16 protein-coding genes are annotated in these 16,738 nt (G+C 69.0%); 4 read left to right on the plus strand and 12 right to left on the minus strand.

What is annotated here, in order from left to right; genetic code table 11:
* Window positions 1-252: 252 nt before the first annotated feature.
* Window positions 253-693, minus strand: a complete 441-nt coding sequence (locus tag BLQ74_RS25455; RefSeq protein WP_090268083.1) for a MarR family winged helix-turn-helix transcriptional regulator — start codon at window positions 691-693, stop codon at window positions 253-255.
* 72 nt (window positions 694-765) lie between these two features.
* On the opposite strand from BLQ74_RS25455, the gene BLQ74_RS25460 reads away from it, so the two are divergent.
* The 3 genes from BLQ74_RS25460 to BLQ74_RS25470 all read left to right on the plus strand — a co-directional run bounded on the left by BLQ74_RS25460 (window position 766) and on the right by BLQ74_RS25470 (window position 4,022).
* The gene (locus tag BLQ74_RS25460) at window positions 766-1,503 is read left to right on the plus strand and encodes a siderophore-interacting protein (protein WP_090268084.1); all 738 of its coding nucleotides are present in this window, start codon (window positions 766-768) and stop codon (window positions 1,501-1,503) included.
* Window positions 1,504-2,040: 537 nt separating this feature from the next.
* A complete protein-coding gene (gene ssuD / locus BLQ74_RS25465; RefSeq protein WP_090268086.1) occupies window positions 2,041-3,177 on the plus strand; it encodes an FMNH2-dependent alkanesulfonate monooxygenase in 1,137 nt (378 codons plus the stop codon).
* Complete coding sequence (locus BLQ74_RS25470; RefSeq protein WP_090268087.1) at window positions 3,174-4,022, plus strand: amidohydrolase family protein; 849 nt, start codon at window positions 3,174-3,176, stop codon at window positions 4,020-4,022. The genes ssuD and BLQ74_RS25470 overlap by 4 nt, the downstream gene beginning before the upstream one ends.
* Before the next feature lie 51 nt (window positions 4,023-4,073).
* Here BLQ74_RS25470 and BLQ74_RS25475 read toward each other — a convergent pair whose 3' ends face one another.
* The 6 genes from BLQ74_RS25475 to msuE form a co-directional block, all read right to left on the minus strand.
* Window positions 4,074-5,399, minus strand: a complete 1,326-nt coding sequence (locus BLQ74_RS25475; RefSeq protein ID WP_090268089.1) for an ABC transporter substrate-binding protein — start codon at window positions 5,397-5,399, stop codon at window positions 4,074-4,076.
* Window positions 5,400-5,463: 64 nt separating this feature from the next.
* Entirely contained in the window at window positions 5,464-6,531 is a 1,068-nt protein-coding gene (locus BLQ74_RS25480; RefSeq protein WP_090268091.1) for a branched-chain amino acid ABC transporter permease, read from the minus strand.
* Window positions 6,532-6,543: 12 nt separating this feature from the next.
* A complete protein-coding gene (locus tag BLQ74_RS25485) occupies window positions 6,544-7,425 on the minus strand; it encodes a branched-chain amino acid ABC transporter permease (protein ID WP_090268092.1) in 882 nt (293 codons plus the stop codon).
* Window positions 7,426-7,453: 28 nt separating this feature from the next.
* Window positions 7,454-8,251: an ABC transporter ATP-binding protein gene (locus BLQ74_RS25490; protein WP_090268094.1), complete on the minus strand. Its 798-nt coding sequence runs from the start codon at window positions 8,249-8,251 to the stop codon at window positions 7,454-7,456.
* The gene (locus tag BLQ74_RS25495; RefSeq protein WP_090268097.1) at window positions 8,248-9,393 is read right to left on the minus strand and encodes an AMP-binding protein; all 1,146 of its coding nucleotides are present in this window, start codon (window positions 9,391-9,393) and stop codon (window positions 8,248-8,250) included. Before BLQ74_RS25495 ends, BLQ74_RS25490 begins: the two co-directional genes overlap by 4 nt.
* Before the next feature lie 40 nt (window positions 9,394-9,433).
* The gene (msuE, locus tag BLQ74_RS25500) at window positions 9,434-10,021 is read right to left on the minus strand and encodes an FMN reductase (RefSeq protein ID WP_090268099.1); all 588 of its coding nucleotides are present in this window, start codon (window positions 10,019-10,021) and stop codon (window positions 9,434-9,436) included.
* Window positions 10,022-10,405: 384 nt separating this feature from the next.
* On the opposite strand from msuE, the gene BLQ74_RS25505 reads away from it, so the two are divergent.
* On the plus strand, window positions 10,406-11,650 hold the full coding sequence (locus BLQ74_RS25505) for an acyl-CoA dehydrogenase family protein (protein ID WP_090268101.1): 1,245 nt from the start codon (window positions 10,406-10,408) through the stop codon (window positions 11,648-11,650).
* Window positions 11,651-11,807: 157 nt separating this feature from the next.
* Here BLQ74_RS25505 and BLQ74_RS25510 read toward each other — a convergent pair whose 3' ends face one another.
* The 5 genes from BLQ74_RS25510 to BLQ74_RS25530 form a co-directional block, all read right to left on the minus strand.
* On the minus strand, window positions 11,808-12,173 hold the full coding sequence (locus tag BLQ74_RS25510; RefSeq protein ID WP_090268103.1) for a hypothetical protein: 366 nt from the start codon (window positions 12,171-12,173) through the stop codon (window positions 11,808-11,810).
* A gap of 11 nt (window positions 12,174-12,184) precedes the next feature.
* Entirely contained in the window at window positions 12,185-13,417 is a 1,233-nt protein-coding gene (locus BLQ74_RS25515; RefSeq protein WP_090268104.1) for an SfnB family sulfur acquisition oxidoreductase, read from the minus strand.
* A 43-nt stretch (window positions 13,418-13,460) separates the two neighbouring features.
* Complete coding sequence (locus BLQ74_RS25520) at window positions 13,461-14,240, minus strand: ABC transporter ATP-binding protein (protein WP_090268106.1); 780 nt, start codon at window positions 14,238-14,240, stop codon at window positions 13,461-13,463.
* Between the two features lie 19 nt (window positions 14,241-14,259).
* Window positions 14,260-15,600, minus strand: coding sequence for an ABC transporter substrate-binding protein (locus BLQ74_RS25525; protein ID WP_090268108.1), 1,341 nt, complete (start codon window positions 15,598-15,600; stop codon window positions 14,260-14,262).
* A 72-nt stretch (window positions 15,601-15,672) separates the two neighbouring features.
* A complete protein-coding gene (locus BLQ74_RS25530) occupies window positions 15,673-16,737 on the minus strand; it encodes a branched-chain amino acid ABC transporter permease (protein ID WP_090268110.1) in 1,065 nt (354 codons plus the stop codon).
* Window position 16,738: the final 1 nt, after the last annotated feature.

A 16,738-nucleotide genomic window follows, 5' to 3' on the forward strand; every position in this document is an offset into this window, starting at 1 on the left:
CTTTCGTCTCAACCGAGGCCGCGCATTCTACAGCAACCTCTCGTTCCGTCAAGCGCTATTTTCGAAAATTTTCTTTTCTACTCAATCACTTGCGTCGTTGCGGACTCCAGGAGCGCCGCAGCGAGGTGGCGCATATTACAGCCTTTAAAAATGCTGTCAACAGAAAAACAAATAACTATCGAGCCATGGCGCTACGCCTCTTCGCGTCCGTATTGGATCGATGCGACGCAGGGCATTGCGGGATTCCAGCCATCAGCGCTCAGCCTCCAGGTTGGCATGAACCCGCTCCAGCAGCGCCAGCAGTTGAGCGCACTCATCGTCACTGAAGCCGGTTACCGCGACCCTGGACAAATGGCGCCCCTGGCGCTCTATGACGGCATGCACGGCAGCCCCCGTCGCCGTCAGATGCAGCCTGATGCTGCGCTTGTCGGCTGGGTTGGCCTTCCCCTCCAGGAAGCCTTTGCCCTTGAGCCCCTGGATCAATCGCGCGACCTGCGCCTTGTCGCGCCCGCTGCGCGCGACCAGATCACTGAGAGTGGCATCGGGATGCCGGGCAAAGAACGACAGCGCCTTGAACTCCATGTGGGTCAGGTCATAAGGACCGTCACGCAGCACCCGGTATTGCCGGGAGCGATACAGGTGCATGACGGCGTGAATCGACTCGAAGACGTCTTCAGGCAAATGGGCGGGCATATGGTTGACTTTATCAACTAGCAGTTTCTATGATCGTTGATATTATCAACCATGACCACAACGAGATAGCCAATGGATCATTCCCCTCTGCCACGCCGCGTACAGCGAATCCGCCACGAGCTGCGCCGGCGCGATGTCGAAGTCATCCGCACGACGACGAACGGCGCCAACTTCGTCAGCGTGACCTTCACCGGCGATGCGCTGGCGGATTTCCTCTCCGCCTCCTTCGATGACCACGTCAAGTTCATCTTCAGCGACGACAACGGCGATGTCATACGCCGGGACTACACCCCACGCGCCTTCGATCCGGCAAAGCGTGAGCTGACCATCGAGTTCGCGCTGCACGGCGACGGCAAGGCATCCACCTGGGCGCAACGCGCCAGCCGCGGCAGCACCGCGATCATCGGCGGCCCCAAGGGCTCGATGATCATTCCGCTGGACTACGACTGGCACCTGCTGGTCGGCGATGCCACGGCCCTCCCCGCCATCAACCGGCGCCTGGAAGAATTGCCCGCCGCTAGCCGCGCCCTCGTCATCGTGCAGGTGAACGACCCGGCCGACCGCCGCGCGCTCCATAGCCAGGCACAACTGGAGCTGCAATGGGTCGATAGCCCCGAGCAGTTGATTTCGGCGCTGCGCCAGCTGCAACTGCCATCCGCTGATGGCTTTGCCTGGGGAGCCGGGGAAGCGTCGATGATGGCCCAGGCGCGCGCCATCATCGCCAACGAGAAAGGCCATCCGAAGGACGCCATGCGCGTCGCCGCCTATTGGCGCCACGGCGTATCCGACTACCACGCAGAACTCAGCTAATGCGCCGCAGCGACTCGCCATGGAGCGGCGCGCCGGGCCCCGCCCTGGTATCCCCAGCCAGACCGTCACCGCCTCCTTCTATATAAGGACGAGCCGCAGGGCATTCACCGGCCCCCGCCTGGCCAGCCCCAGGCCAGGTAGGCGCGAGGACCTCGGCGCGCAGGCGCAGCTCCCGGTCCTGCCGGCGCGTTCGTCTCCCTGGCGGCGAGCTGACGCACACCGCACCAAGTGTTGGTCCAGCAACACACCCTCGACAAACTGACCGCCAAGCAACAGCGCTCTGCTTGCGCACGCCGCGCCAGGCCGCGCGGCGCCAGGCGTTTGAGGGGCTGGCACGCGGCTTGCCCTCTTCTCCGGCAAGACCGACAGCCACAAACCGCGCCCATGAGCGCGAGCGCCCCGCCGAACGCCCTCGCCCAGCCAGGGCCGCCCTCGGCAGCGGGTCGATCGGCCGCTCCCGCGCGAGCGCCGATCCGCCACGCGTGCAGCCACCGGAGCCGAACGGCTCCGCCGCCATTGCTCACTGAGGACAACACCATGAGTCTGGACATTTTCTGGTTCCTGCCGACTTCCGGCGACACCCGCTACCTGGGCCACTCGGCCAGCGGCCGCCCGGCCACCAACGAGTACATGCGGCAGATCGCCGTGGCCGCCGACCAGCTCGGCTACGACGGCCTGCTGATTCCCACTGGCGCGAGCTGCCTGGACCCCTGGGTGACCGCCGCCAGCCTGGTGCCGGTGACCCGGCGTATCAAACTGCTGGTGGCGCTGCGCACTTCGCTGGGCAACCCGACTGCCTCGGCGCGCCAGGCGGCGAGCCTCGACCAGGCCAGCGGCGGACGCCTGCTGCTCAACGTGGTGCCCGGCGGCGACGCCACCGAGCTGGCCGCCGATGGCGTGTTCCTCGACCACGACCAGCGCTACGCCGCCTCCGATGAATTCCTCAGCATCTGGCGCCGCCTGCTCAGCGGCGAAACGGTGGATTTCGCCGGCGAACACCTGAAAGTTGAAGGCGCGCAGAACTTCTTCCCGCCGTTGCAGAAACCCTACCCGCCACTGTACTTCGGCGGCTCTTCGGCCGCCGCCCACGAACTGGCGGCCAAGCACGTCGACGCCTACCTGACCTGGGGCGAGCCGCCGGCCGCGGTGGCGGAAAAGATCGCCGACGTGCGCGCCCGCGCCGCCCGCCATGGACGCAGCGTGCGCTTTGGCGTGCGCCTGCACGTGATCGTGCGCGAGACCAACGAACAGGCCTGGGCCGCCGCCGACGAGCTGATCAGCCACCTCGACGAGGCGACCATCGCCGCCGCCCAGGCCAACTACGCGAAGATGGATTCCGAGGGCCAACGGCGCATGGCCGCGCTGCACGGCGGCCGCCTCGACCGCCTGGAAGTGGCGCCGAACCTCTGGGCCGGGGTCGGCCTGGTGCGCGGCGGCGCCGGCACCGCGCTGGTCGGCGATCCGCAGACGGTGGCCGCGCGCCTGCTCGAATACGCCGAGCTGGGTGTCGACAGCTTCGTGCTCTCCGGCTATCCGCACCTCGAAGAAGCCTATCGCTTCGCCGAACTGGTCTTCCCGCTGCTGCCCGGCAAGGGCCGCGTCACCGTCGACGGCGTGCTCACCGGCGGCGCCTTCGATATCCGCGCCGGGCAGAACAAGGAACAGGCCGCATGAAGATCATCGACATGCGCTGCCGCCCGGCCTACCTGCATGCCTTCTTCGGCGGCGTCCCCGGCACGCCCGAGCACGCCACCGCGCGCTGGCTCAACCGGCGCGTCGGCACGCGCGGCGACGACACCCATTTCGAGCGCTCGCTGAGCGCGCAGGGTTTCCTCGACGAAGTACGCGAAGCCGGCCTGCACAAGGCCGTGGTGGTCGGCCGCCACACGCCGGCCCAGCACCTGCCGAACCAGCGCATCCATGAGATCGTGCACGGCCATGCCGAGCTGCTCGGCATCGGCGCCATCGACCCGGCGCTGCAAGGCGTGGAGGCGGCGCTGGCGGAGATCGACCACGCCGTGGACGTGCTCGGCCTGCGCGGCATCGACCTGGAGCCGGGCTTCGCCGAGCCGGCGCGGCAGCCCGACGACGCGCTCTACTGGCCGATCTACGAACACCTGCAACGGCGCGGTGTCCCGCTGTTCCTGATGAGCGGGCCGACCACCCCGGACCCGGCGTACAACGATCCCGGCCGCCTCGCCGCGGTGGCCCGCGCCTTCCCCGACCTGGCCATCGTCGCCTATCACGGCTACTGGCCGAACGTGCAGCAGGCCCTCGGCCTGGCCTTCCGCTATCCCAACGTGCACCTGGTGCCGGACATGTACCTGTTCCTGCCCGGCAGCGAAGGCTATGTACAGGCCGCCAACGGCTTCCTCGCCGAGCAGTTGCTGTTCGGTTCCTCCTACCCGTTCCGGCCGATCCGCCAGAGCATCGAGGATGCCCAGCGCCTCGGCCTGCGCGAGGAGGTCCTGGAACGCTTCTTCCACGCCAACGCCGCACGCCTGCTGCGCCTCGACTGAGGCGCCAGGCGGCGTCCGGGCCGGCGCGCAGGCGCACGGCCCGGCGCGCGGTCAGGACTCCTTGCTGCAATCGCGCGGGGTGATGCCCTTCTCCTGCGCGTACTTGTGCGAGGACGCCTCGATGATCGGCCGCAGCAGCGCGCGGTCGGCCTGCACCCAGTCGCTGATCAGCGTCCACTTCTCGCCATCCCACTGCTGGAAGCGCACCGCGCCGCCGCCTTCGTGGTCGGCGCAGGACAGCTTCAGCGGCTGCACCAGGCCCTTGGCGCCGAGTTGCTGCAGGCGCGCATCGTCCAGCGCCAGGTGCTCGAAGCCCCAGCGCACCTGTTCGCCGGTCAGCGGCTGCTTGCCGTACTTCTCCTGGGCCAGGCGCAGCGCCTCGACGTTGAGGATGCCGTTGACCACCCCGAGGTTGTAGTAGACGGTGCCGAAGCGCTTCGGATCGGCGAGATCGCCCTGGCCCTTGTCGACGACCTGCTGCTTGATGCCCTGCAGCACCGCGAAGTCGGTGCCCGAGGGGTGCGTGGTGATGGCGATGAAGCCCTTGGCGGCGGCGCCGGCCGGAGCGGCGTCTTCCTCGGAGTTGCTCCAGATGTTGCCGATGATGTGGTTGGCCGGGTAGCCGACCTTCTGCGCGGTCTTCAGCGCCACCGGGTTCATCACCCCCCAACCGCGCAGGATCACCCAGTCGGGCTTGATGCGGCGGATGTTCAGCCACTGCGATTGCTGCTCGTTGCCGGGGTGCGGCACTTCCAGCAGGGTCAGCTCGAAGCCGTACTTGTCGGCCAGGGTCTTGAGCACCTCGTTGGTTTCCTTGCCGTAGGGCGAGCCGTGGTAAAGGGTGACGATCTTCTTGCCCTTCAGGTGCTCGGCGCCGCCGGCCTGCTGGCCGATCCAGTTGACGATCGCCGAGACCTCGGAATAGGGGTTGAGCTGCAGCGGGAAGGCGTAGGGGAAGACGCTGCCGTCGGTGGAATCGGTGCGGCCGTGGTTGATGGTGATCAGCGGCAGCTTGTCGGCAGTGGAGCGATCCAGGGTGGCATAGGCGATGCCCACCGAGAGCGGGTTGGTGGCCGCCGCCGGCGCGCCGTTGAGGCCTTTCTTCAGGCGCTCGTAGCACTCCACGCCCTTCTCCACCACGTACTCGGTCTCGCACTCGCTCCAGGTCAGCTTGACGCCATTCACCCCGCCGTTGGCGTTGACGTACTTCATGTAGTCGATAAAGCCGCCGAAGAAGCCGGTGCCGCCGGCGGCGTAAGGTCCGACGCGGTAGCTCTGCAGGGGGAAGTACTGCTCGCCGTCGGCGTGCGCGCCAACGGCGCCCAGGCCAAGACTGGCGGCCAGCGCCAGGCGGGCGAAGAAGGAAGGTTTGAACATCGTTGCGGTCCTTGTTTGGAAAGGCGGATGGTTGGAATGACGGGGCCCCGTCGCGTGGGTCCGCTCAGTAGCGCAACGGCCACAGCCGCGCGCGCTCGCGAAAGCGTCGCCAGAGGCGCGCCAGGCCCTCCGGCTCCTTGATCAGGAAAAGGATGATCAGCGTGCCGAACACCATCTTCTGCAGGTTCTCCACCTGCCCGGCGTCGATGCTGCCGGCCGGCAGCAGCGCGGCGAGGTTGGACAGCAGCACCGGGAACAGCACGATGAAGGCGGCGCCGAGGAAGTTGCCGAGGATGCTGCCCAGGCCGCCGATGATGATGATGAACAACACCTGGAAGGAGCGATCCAGGTCGAAGCCGTGCGGCTCCACCGTGCCCAGGTAGGCAAAGGCCCAGAGCGCGCCGGCGATGCCGAGGAAGAAGCCGCTGATGGCGAAGGCCAGCAGCTTGGTCTTGAGCAGCGGAATGCCGATCACCGCGGCGGCGGTGTCCATGTCGCGCACCGCCATCCAGTTGCGCCCCAACTCGCTGCGCACCAGGTTGGCGGCGAGCCAGAACAGCGTGGCGACCACGCCGAGGGTGAGCAGGTAGCGGCCCGCCGGCGAGCTGAAATCCACCCCGGCGATGCGCAGCGGCGGCGCGCTGATCACCCCCGAGGCGCTGTCGTTGGAGAACCAGCTGAACTTGGTCAGCGCCCACTCGACGAAGAACTGCGCCGCCAGGGTCGAGACCAGCAGGTAGAAGCCCTTGATGCGCAGGCTGGGCAGGCCGAAGAGCACCGCCACCAACGCTGCCACCAGGCCGCCCAGGGCGATGCTCAGCAGCAGTGGCAGGCCCGGCAGGCGCAGGTCGAGGTTATAGGTGGCGAAGGCGCCCACGGCCATGAACGCCGCCGAGCCGAGCGACAGTTGCCCGGCATAGCCGGTCAGCAGGTTCAGCCCGAGGCCGGCCAGCGACAGCACCAGGAAGGGAATCAGGATGGCGCTGAACCAGTAGTCGTTGCCCAGCCAGGGCAGCGCGAGGAAGGCGAAGGCGAGCAACGCCGCCAGGCCGATGCGGTCCTGGCGCAGGCGGAACAGGCGGCGGTCGTCGGCATAACGGCTGCTGAACTGACCGGCTTCGAGATAGAGCATGGCGTTTCCTCCTCAGACCCGCGCGATGGCGCGCTCGCCGAACAGCCCGGCCGGACGCACCAGCAGGAACAGCAAGGCCAGCACATAGGGGAACCAGTTCTCGATGCCGCCACCGACGAAGGGCCCGAGATAGACCTCGGCGAGTTTCTCCGAAGCGCCGACGATCAAGCCGCCGACGATGGCCCCGCCGATCGAGGTGAAGCCGCCGATGATCAGCACCGGCAGCGCCTTGAGCACCACCAGCGAGAGCGAGAACTGCACGCCCAGGCGCGCGCCCCAGAGCAGTCCGGCGACCAGCCCGACGCAACCGGCCACCGCCCACACCACGGCCCACACCCGTTCCAGGCGCACGCCGAGCGACAGCGCGGCCAGGGTGTCATCGGCCACCGCGCGCAGCGCCAGGCCGGTGCGGGTGTACTTGAACAACAGGATCAGCAGCACCACCAGGGCCGCCGCCGTACCGGCGGCGAACAGGTCGAACTGCGACAGCAGCAAGCCGCCGACCTCCAGCGGTTCGTCGCTGACGCCCAGCTCCAGGCCGTGCACCTGGGCGCCCCACAGCGCCTGGGCGGCGCCCTCGATGACGTAGGACAGGCCGAGGGTGGCCATGAACAGGGTGATCGGCGAGCGGCCCACCAGCGGCCGCAGCACGGCACGCTCGATCAGCAGGGCGAGCAGCACCATCGCCGCCAGGCTGACGAGGAACGCCAGCCAGAACGGCACGCCGCGTTCGAGCAGGCTGACGAAGGTCAGCGCGGCGAACAGGACCATGGCGCCCTGGGCGAAATTGAATACCCCCGAGGCCTTGTAGATCAGCACGAAGCCGAAGGCCACCAGGGCGTACATGACGCCGGCGAGCAGGCCGCCGATCAGTACTTCGAAAAAGAATTCCATGGCCACTCCTCTGCGGCGGGCGGTCGATTCAGGCACTGGCCGCGACAGGCGCGGCCCCGGCCGGGGTTCCCAGGTAGGCGGCGATCACCTCGGGGTCGTGGCGCACCGCCGCGGGCGTGCCGTCGGCGATCTTGCGCCCGTAGTCGAGCACCACCACGTGGTCGGACAGGCTCATGACCACGCCGATGTCGTGCTCGATCAACACCACGGTGGTGCCCAGCTCGCGGTTGATGTCGCGGATGAAGCGGCTCATCTCCGCCTTCTCCTGCGCGTTCATCCCCGCCATCGGCTCGTCGAGCAGCAGCAGGCGCGGCTCGGCGGCCAGCGCGCGGCCCAGTTCGACGCGTTTCTGCAAGCCGTACGGCAGGGTACCGACGATGGCATCGCGCCAGGCCTGGATACGCAGGAAGGCCAGTACCCGCTCCGCCGCCTCGCGCTGGCGATCGTCCTCGCGCGGCGCGCGCCCCAGGCGCAGCGCCTGCTCCAGCCAACTGGCGCGGCGCTTGAGGTTGCGTCCGCTGAGCAGGTTGTCGAGCACGCTCATGTCCTTGAACAGCGCGATGTTCTGGAAGGTCCGCGCGATGCCACGGCGCGCCGCCTCGTGCGGGCGCATGCCGCGCCGTTCGACGCCGTCGTAGCGGACCCGGCCCTGCTGCGGGCGGTACACGCCGTTGATGACGTTGAGCAGCGAACTCTTGCCGGCGCCGTTCGGCCCGATCAGCGCGCAGATCTCGCCCGGGGCGACAGCGAAGCTGATGTCGCTGATCGCCTTGACGCCCTGGAAGGCCAGGGAAATGTGCTGCAACTCCAGCAGGGCGCTGCTCATCGCGACGGCTCCATCAGTGGTTCCTGGCCCCGCGGCCAGGTCGTTTCGGCACGGCGCGGCGGCGCCGCCTGCCAGCTTTCGGCCAGCGGCCAGGCGCGCGGCGCCACGCCGAGGGCGGCGAAGAAGCGCTGCGCCTCGGCCGCCAGCGGCGCGCCGACCAGCAGCGGCACCCGGGTGCGGCTGAAGCCGAGGACATCGCGCAACGGCCGCCGCAACAGCCAATGACCGAGGCTCGCGCGCAGCAGACCGGGACGATCGGCCAGCGCCCAGTCGAGCAGGCGGCGCGCCAGGCTGCCGGGCAGCGGCATGCGTTGCAGCGCCTGGGCGTACAGCCGGCCGTAGGTCTCGCGGGTGCCGAGCAGCAGGCTCGGGCCGAGTTCGCGACGGTCGCGGTCACGGGTTTCCAGGCTCTCCGGGAAATTCAGGCGGAAGCCGGCGATCAACCAGGGCGCGAGCAGGTAGCGCGCCTGTCCGGCGGCGGCGAAGGCCCGCGCCGCCAGGGCCTCTTCGCCGGCGCCGAGGCCTTCGGCGCGGACCAGCCGCTGGCCTTCGTCGAGCAGTTCCGCGTGGCTCAGCGTGTGTCGCTCCAGGCCGCCCTGCGCGGTCTGCCGGTAAAAGACGAAGGCGACTTCCGCCCCCCGCGCCTGCGCCTCGAACTGACTCGCGGCCGGCGTTGCCAGCAGCGCCGCGTATGCCTGCGTGGCGCTGCCCTGCCACTCGCTCAGGCCGCGCCCTTCGGCGTACAGCAGGAGCGCCGGGCGCAGGCCAGCGCGTTGTACGCGGAGCAGTTCGTCGAGGCCCTCGGCGAAGACGAAGTCCGGGTTCAGTTCGCGCAGCAGGCCGACTTGCGCCTCGCCCGCGTCGAGTGGGTCGAGCAAGGCCGCCGCGCCGCCCAGCCACTGCGCCGCCAGCGCCAGCAACAGCGCCTCCGGACGTGGCCGGCTGAGCACCAGCAGTTCGGCGCCGGCGGCGAAGCCGTGCGCGGCCAGCGCTGCTGCCAGGGCGCGCACCTCGGCGTCGAGGGTCGCCCAACGGCGCACCTGCCAGACCCCGAGGTGCTTGTGGCGCAGGGCGATGCCACGCGGCTGGCGTTGCGCCTGCTGCTGCAGCCAGGCCGGCAGGCTGTTGGCGTTGCTGCTCATGGCTGCCGGCTCCGGCCCCGCGGGGCTTGTCGCCGCGCGTTCATCGTTGGGTCTCCGGCACTGCCCGCGACGTGCCGGCGGCCTGCCGGAATCGCTTGGCGAACAGCGCGTCGAGCGGATCGAGGGCGCGCTCGATGCGCTCGTGGAGGGCCGGGTTGAGCAACTGGTAATCGTCGAAATCGCTTTCGCTGGCGTACACCCCGAGCGGCAGGCTGAGGGCCTGGAAGAAGCCGAACAACGGTCGCAACTGGTGCTCGATCATCAGCGCATGGCGTTCCGAACCGCCGCTGGCGGCCAGCAGCACCGGACGGTTCTTCAGCGCGTCGTGCTGGACGAAGTCGAACAGGTGCTTGAACAGACCGGTGTAGGACGCCCTGTACACCGGGCTGGCGGCGATCAGCAGCTCAGCGCCCTCGATGGCGGCAATCTGTTCGGCCACCGCGGCGGGCAGCTTGTCGCGCTGCAGCACACCGGCCAACGCCGGGCCGATCTCGGCCAGCTCCAGCAGGCGCACCTGCAGCGGCAGGCGCTGCGCCAGACGCTCCAGCACGGCCTCCACCAGCGCCAGGGTGCGCGACGGCCGCTGCAGGCTGCCGCACACCGCCACCACCTTCAACGCTCCACTCATCATGCTTCCTCGTCATCGCGACGGGGATCGCCCCCGCCTTCTGCAAGAGGCAGGAGCAGCAAGCGTGCCATCCGCATTTATTCGTTTAATTTCAATACGTTGCGCATGAATATGGGCCGCCGGGGGATGTACCGCGGCGAGCAAACTGCTGATCGGCTGTTGCGCGACGGACAGTCCCTCCCGGCGCCCCCACCGCCGAGCACTGTTGGCCCCGCCACAGCGATTCAGCAGAGTGCCCCGCCGACAACAGCCGGTGCCCGCCGCGGCGTGGGCGCAGGCCGCGCCACGCCTGGGCTGGCGTCGATCGGCATGGACTCTGCAACGGCCTTGCGGTCAGCGGCCGCCGCGCGGCCGTCCCCGGATCAATCGCCAAGGAGCATGTCCATGACTGCGCATCAGCACCAACTGCCTGCCGCCCTTTCCAACGGCACCGACTACGAAAGCCTGGCCGCGCGCTTCCGCCCGATCTTCGCGCGCATCGCCGAAGGCACGGTGGAGCGCGAACGCAACCGCGCCCTGCCCTACGAGCCGATCGAATGGCTGAAGAAGGCCGGTTTCGGCGCCGTCCGCGTGCCGCAGGAATTCGGCGGCGCCGGCGCCTCGCTGCCGCAACTGTTCCAGTTGCTGATCGAGCTGGCCGCGGCCGACTCCAACGTGCCGCAGGCCCTGCGCGGTCACTTCGCCTTCGTCGAGGACCGCCTCAACGCCCATGCCGGGCAATCCCAGGAAACCTGGTTCAAACGCTTCGTCGCCGGCGACCTGGTCGGCTGCGCCTGGACCGAGGTGGGCGCGGTGAAGATCGGCGACGTCATCACCCGCGTCTCGCGCAAGGGCGAGCAATGGGTGGTCAACGGCACCAAGTACTACAGCACCGGCAGCATTTTCTCCGACTGGATCGACCTCTTCGCCCGCCGCGACGACAACGGCCAGGACGTGATCGCCGCGATCAGCACCCGGCAGCCGGGGGTCAAGCAGAGCGACGACTGGGACGGCTTCGGCCAGCGCACCACCGGCAGCGGCACCTCGGTGTTCGAGGACGCCGTGGTCGAGGAAGAGAACATCATCGACTTCGCCAGCCGCTTCAAATACCAGACCGCCTTCTACCAACTGGTCCTGCTCGCCGTCCTGGCCGGGTCGGGACGCGGCGCCCTGCGCGACTTCTCCGCCGAAGTCGGCAAGCGCACCCGGGTGTTCAGCACCGGCAACGCCGCCGCGGTCAACCAGGACCCGCAGGTGCTGCAAGTGATCGGCAAGGCTTCCGGCCAGGTCTACGCCGCCGAGGCCGCCACCCTGCGCGCCGCCGCAGCCGCGCAGCGCGCCTACCTGGCGCACTTCGGCGCGGACGCCGAGGCCGAACGCCAGGCCAATATCGCCGCCGAACTGGAATCCGCGCAGGCCCAGGTGGCCTCGGTGGAACTGGTGCTGCGTGCCACCAGCGACCTGTTCAACGCCCTCGGCGCCTCCGCCACCAGCGTCGCCAAGCAGCTCGACCGCCACTGGCGCAACGCCCGCACCGCCTCCTCGCACAACCCGGTGATCTACAAGGAACGCATCATCGGCGACTGGCACGTCAACGGCACCGAGCCGCCCTATGTCTGGCAGATCGGCGGCGGCGCCAAGCAATCCTGAAAGCATCGCGCAACGAAAAAGCCCCGTCTCGACGGGGCTTTTTTTCGCCTGCCAGCGGCGGGCGGGGGCTGATGGATATCGCTGCGCTCAACGCCATCCTACGTGCACCCGTAGGATGGGTTGAGCCTGCGAAACCCTTGCGCTCGGCGGCTGCGGGTCAGTTCAGCGGGGTGCCGTTGAGGTAGTGGTCGCCGAGCTGGCGGCGCAGGTTCAGCAAGGGCGGCTCGCCGGCCGCCGGCAGCGGGCGCGGTGCGCTGCGGCCGGCCAGTTCCACGGCCAGGCGTTCGGCCAGCCGCGCGGCCTCGGCCGCCGCCAGGCGGAAGGCGATGGCCGCCGCCGGTGTCTCCTCGACCTGCGCCAGCAGCGCGTCGGCGGCGTCGATGCGGATGCGCAGTTCGCCGACGGCGGCGATCACCAGCGGCTCGTGACGGCTCGGCTGGCCGCTCAGGTAGTCGATCAGCACCTGCTCGGTGGCGCGCGCGTGGGCCAGGTCGGCCCGGCCTTGGGCATGGGTTCGGGACATGGATCGGTTCCTCAGTTCCAGGTATGACGCGGGGGGATGACGCCGTTCAGGCTGTGGTTGCCGACCAGGTGGTATTTCCAGCGCACCGGGTCGTGCAGGGTGTGGGTGCGGGCGTTGCGCCAGAAGCGGTCGATGCCGTGACGCGCGCTGACGCTGCGGGTGCCGGCCAGTTCCGGGAGTTTCTCCGCGGCCAGCAGGGCGATCTCGGTGGACAGTACCTTGGCCTGGCCGACCACCAGCGAGGCGGCGGCGACGCTCGCCTCGCTCGGTTCGGCGAGGGCCTGGTCCACCGCGTCGGCGGCTTTCAGCAGGATCGCCTCGGCGGCTTGCAGGCGCCAGGCCAGTTCGCCGATGGCGGCCTGGCTGAGCGGGTCCTGCCAGCCGTGCTCCAGGCCGCTGTCGACCCAGGGCCGGGCCTCGCGGGCGAAGCGCAGCAGCTCGGCGAAGGCGCCCCGGGCGATGCCGGTATCCACCGCGGCCTGGATGATCTGCGACACCGGGCCATCGGCGCTGGGCTGCTCGTAGGCTTTCCAGGCCGGGATCACGTCGTCGGCCGGCACCCGCACGCCGTCGATGAGCACCTGGCCACTGGCGGTGGTGCGCTGGCCGAAGCCGTCCCAGCTATCGACCACGCGCAGGCCGGCGGCGTCGCGCGGGACGAAGGCGATGAACGGCCGCTCGGCCTCATCGACCCCGGCCACCGGAACGATGTGGGCGAAGAGCGCGCCGGTGCAGTAGGCCTTCTCGCCGTCGAGCACGGCGCTGTCGCCGTCGAAACGGATGCGCGTCTGGAACGTGGTGACGTACTTGCTCTTGGCCTCGGAGAAGGCATTGCCGAAGCGGTAGCCAGCCAGGACCTTGGCGAAATAGCGCTGTTTCTGCGCCTCGCTGCCGGTCAGCAGCAGGTTGTTGACCACCCCCAGGTGGTTCTGCGGCAACTGGCCGAGGGACGGATCGGCGGCGGAGATGCTGGCGATCACCTCGACCAGGGTGCGGTAGCCGACCCCGGCGCCGCCGTAGGCCTTGGGCACGCTGATGGCCCACAGGCCGCTGGCCGAGAAACGCTCCAGCTCGTCCCAGGGCAAGCGCCGCTCGCGGTCGCGCTCGACCGCCTCGCGGGCGAAGTCGGCGGCCAGGCGCCGGGCCACCTCGATCGCCTCGGCGTCGCTGCGGATGATCCGCGCCGGCACGTGCGGCGCCCTGGCGATGCGCTCGCTGACGGGCGCCTGTGTCTGCTCACTCATGGTATGGCTCCTTATCGATGGATGCTGGGTTGTGGGCGCGCGCTCAGCCGGCTTCGCGGACACCGGCGCCGCCCAGGTAGAAGTGGCGGATGTCGTCGCGCGCGGCCAGCTCGGCGGCCGGCCCCTGGCCGACCACCCGGCCGTTCTCCAGCACGTAGGCGTGGCTGGCGTAGCGCAGGGCGACGTTGATGTTCTGTTCGGCGACCAGGAAGCTGGTGCCCTCCTGGGCGTTGAGCTGGGCGACGATGGCGAAGATTTCCTCGACGATGATCGGCGCCAGGCCCATGGAGGGCTCGTCGAGCAGCACCAGGCTCGGCCGGGTCATCAGCGCGCGGCCGATGGCGAGCATCTGCTGCTCGCCGCCGGAGGTCAGCCCGGCCTGGGTCTTGCGCTTGGTCTTCAGCCGCGGGAACCAGGCGTAGATGCGCTCCAGCTCCTGTTCCAGCGCCTGCCGCGACGGCCGGCGCAGGAAGCCGCCGGCGCGCAGGTTCTCCTCGATGCTCAGGTGGGCGAAGACGTGGCGCCCCTCCAGCACATGGACGATGCCCTGGCGCGCCAGCAGGTTGGCCGGAACCCCGGTGATGTCGGCGCCGCGGAAACCGATGCGCCCGCGGCTGACCCGCGCGCGGTCGGCCTGCAGCACCCCGGAGATGGCCTTGAGCGTGGTGCTCTTGCCGGCGCCGTTGGCGCCCAGCAGGGCGACGATGCCGCCCTGCTCGACGCGCAGCGAGACGCCGGAGACGGCGAGGATGGCGCCGTCGTAGATCACTTCGATGTCGTCGACGGCGAGCAGCTCGGCGGCGGCGGTCTGGGCTTGGTTCATGGCGGTTATCCCCCTGGCGTCAGTGTTCCGCCGCGCAATCGCGCGGGCTGATGCCTTTCTCCTTGGCATAGGCCGCGGACTTGACCTCGATCAGCGGACGCAGGGTGGCGCGGTCGGCCTGCAGCCAGTCGGTCACTAGCACCCACTTCTGCCCGTCCCACTGCTGCACGCGGGCCGCGCCGCCGCCTTCGTGGTCGGCACAGGACAGCTTGAGCGGCGGCAGCAGGCCTTCGAAGCCGATGGCCTTGAGGCGCGCGGCGTCGATGTCCAGGTGCTCGAAGGCCCAGCGGGTTTCTTCGCCGTTCAGCGGGCGATTGCCGAAGTGCTTCTGCCCGGTGCGCAGCGCCTCGACGGCGATGGCGGCGTTGATCAGGCCGATGTTGTAGTAGACCTTGCCGAAATAGCTCGGGTCCTTCAGGTCGCTCTTGCCGGCGTCGAGGATCGACTGGCGCAGGCGCTTGTGGATTTCGAAGCCGTCGCCGCCGGGGAACGGCGCCAGCGCCTGGTAGCCCTTGGCGGCGGCGCCGGCGGGGATCACGTCGGCCTCGGAACCGGCCCAGACGTCACCGATGAGGCGATCGACCGGGATGCCGAAGCGCGCGGCGGTCTTGATCCCCACCGGGGTGGACACGCCCCAGGTGCGCAGGAACACCCAGTCCGGCTTGACCTGCCGTACCTGGCGCCATTGCGCCGACTGTTCGTTGCCCGGATCGGCCACCGGGATCTGGATGTTCTCGAAGCCGTACTTCTCCGCCAGCAGCTTCATCGGCGCCTGGGTTTCGCGGCCATAGGCGGAGTCGTGGTAGACGGTGACGATCTTCTTGCCCTTGAGCTTGTCGAAGCCGCCTTCGCGCTGGGCGATGTAATTGATCCCCACCGAGGCCTGGCCGTAGTAGTTGAGCAGCAGCGGGAAGGCGTAGGGGAAGACGCTGCCGTCGGTGGACTCGGTGCGGCCGCCGGCGCCGTCGATCAGCGGGATATGGTCGGCCGCGCCCTTCTCCATCAGCGCGTAGGACGCCGGCGTGCTGTGGGTGAAGAAGAACGCGGTCGGCGCGCCATCCAGGCCGCCCTTGAAGCGCTCGTAGCACTCGACGATGCGGTCGGTGTTCCACTCGGTCTCGCATTCCTGCCAGACCAGTTTGACGCCGTTGACCCCGCCCTCGACCTCGTTGATGTAGCGGAAATAGTCGATTTCCCCGGCCCACCAGGGAATGCCGCTGGAGGCGTAGGCACCGACCCGGTAGGTGGCCAGCGGGATGAACTGTTGGTTGTCGGCGGCGCTCGCGAAGGATGGCACGGCGCCGTGGGCGGCCAGGGCCAGGAGGCCGGCAGCCAGGGTACGTTGCAGGGTTTTGCGCATGGCGATGGGTTCTGTGCTCGGGTGTGATGGAACCCCTCCCGTGGTCGGGTCAAGGCATGGACGGGGTGCCGCTCAGAAGCGCAGCGGCCAGACCCTGGCTTGGTCGAACAGGTTGCGGATCAGGCGCACCAGCCCTTCCGGCTCCTTGATCAGGAACCAGACGATCAGCGCGCCGAAGAGGATCTTCTGCAGGTTCTGCAGTTGTCCGGGATCGATGTGCCCGGCGAACAGCCATTGCCCGGCGTGATTGAGCAGGATCGGCAGCAGGCTGATGAAGGCCGCGCCGATGAAGTTGCCGGCGATGCTGCCCATGCCTCCGATGATGATGATGAAGAGGATCTGGAACGAGCGGTTGATATCGAAACTGCTGGCGCTGGCGGTGCCCAGGTAGGCGAAGGTCCAGAGCGCGCCGGCGATGCCCAGGTAGAAGGAGCTGACGAGGAAGGCCAGGCGCTTGTAGCGATCCACCGGGATGCCGATCACCGCGGCGGCGGTGTCCATGTCGCGGATCGCCATCCAGTTGCGGCCGACCTGGCTGCGCACCAGGTTCAGCGCCACCCAGGTCAGCAGCACCACGCAGCCGAGGGTCAGCAGGTAGCGCCCGGCCGGCGAAGCGAGGCTGTGGCCGAACAGTTCCAGGCGCGGCGCGCTGATGGTGCCCGAGGAGGCGTAGTTGTAGAACCAGGGGAACTTGGCGAACACCCATTCGAGAAAGAACTGCGCGGCCAGGGTGGTGACCATCAGGTAGAAGCCCTTGATCCGCGAACTGGGGATGCCGAACAACAGCCCGACCAGCCCGGCGATCAGCCCGCCGCCAAGCAGCGCCAGCGGCAACGGCAGCGCCGGCACGCGCAGCAGCAGGCCGTAGCTGGCGAAGGCGCCGACCGCCATGAAGCCAGCGGCGCCCACCGAGGTCTGTCCGGCGTAGCCGGTCAGCAGGTTCAGCCCCAGTCCGGCCAGCGACAGCACCAGGAAGGGGATCAGGATGGCGTTCAGCCAATAGTCGCCGGCCAGCCACGGCAGCACACCGAAGGCCACCAGCAGCAGGCCCGCCAGGGCCACGGGGCGGCGCCGGCGGACCAGAGTCAGCGGCGCGTCGTCGAAGGTCGCCGGGAGCGGCGGAATGCTAGCGGTCATG

Source organism: Pseudomonas panipatensis (genome assembly GCF_900099785.1).
GTDB classification, from domain to species: Bacteria; Pseudomonadota; Gammaproteobacteria; order Pseudomonadales; family Pseudomonadaceae; genus Pseudomonas; species Pseudomonas panipatensis.

What these genes read in the sequence shown, in the direction of transcription:
- BLQ74_RS25455 (WP_090268083.1), bottom strand. Translation starts at nt 693, where the DNA reads ATGCCCGCCCATTTGCCTGAAGACGTCTTCGAGTCGATTCACGCCGTC.
- BLQ74_RS25460 (WP_090268084.1), top strand. Translation starts at nt 766, where the DNA reads ATGGATCATTCCCCTCTGCCACGCCGCGTACAGCGAATCCGCCACGAG.
- ssuD (WP_090268086.1), top strand. Translation starts at nt 2,041, where the DNA reads ATGAGTCTGGACATTTTCTGGTTCCTGCCGACTTCCGGCGACACCCGC.
- BLQ74_RS25470 (WP_090268087.1), top strand. Translation starts at nt 3,174, where the DNA reads ATGAAGATCATCGACATGCGCTGCCGCCCGGCCTACCTGCATGCCTTC.
- BLQ74_RS25475 (WP_090268089.1), bottom strand. Translation starts at nt 5,399, where the DNA reads ATGTTCAAACCTTCCTTCTTCGCCCGCCTGGCGCTGGCCGCCAGTCTT.
- BLQ74_RS25480 (WP_090268091.1), bottom strand. Translation starts at nt 6,531, where the DNA reads ATGCTCTATCTCGAAGCCGGTCAGTTCAGCAGCCGTTATGCCGACGAC.
- BLQ74_RS25485 (WP_090268092.1), bottom strand. Translation starts at nt 7,425, where the DNA reads ATGGAATTCTTTTTCGAAGTACTGATCGGCGGCCTGCTCGCCGGCGTC.
- BLQ74_RS25490 (WP_090268094.1), bottom strand. Translation starts at nt 8,251, where the DNA reads ATGAGCAGCGCCCTGCTGGAGTTGCAGCACATTTCCCTGGCCTTCCAG.
- BLQ74_RS25495 (WP_090268097.1), bottom strand. Translation starts at nt 9,393, where the DNA reads ATGAGCAGCAACGCCAACAGCCTGCCGGCCTGGCTGCAGCAGCAGGCG.
- msuE (WP_090268099.1), bottom strand. Translation starts at nt 10,021, where the DNA reads ATGAGTGGAGCGTTGAAGGTGGTGGCGGTGTGCGGCAGCCTGCAGCGG.
- BLQ74_RS25505 (WP_090268101.1), top strand. Translation starts at nt 10,406, where the DNA reads ATGACTGCGCATCAGCACCAACTGCCTGCCGCCCTTTCCAACGGCACC.
- BLQ74_RS25510 (WP_090268103.1), bottom strand. Translation starts at nt 12,173, where the DNA reads ATGTCCCGAACCCATGCCCAAGGCCGGGCCGACCTGGCCCACGCGCGC.
- BLQ74_RS25515 (WP_090268104.1), bottom strand. Translation starts at nt 13,417, where the DNA reads ATGAGTGAGCAGACACAGGCGCCCGTCAGCGAGCGCATCGCCAGGGCG.
- BLQ74_RS25520 (WP_090268106.1), bottom strand. Translation starts at nt 14,240, where the DNA reads ATGAACCAAGCCCAGACCGCCGCCGCCGAGCTGCTCGCCGTCGACGAC.
- BLQ74_RS25525 (WP_090268108.1), bottom strand. Translation starts at nt 15,600, where the DNA reads ATGCGCAAAACCCTGCAACGTACCCTGGCTGCCGGCCTCCTGGCCCTG.
- BLQ74_RS25530 (WP_090268110.1), bottom strand. Translation starts at nt 16,737, where the DNA reads ATGACCGCTAGCATTCCGCCGCTCCCGGCGACCTTCGACGACGCGCCG.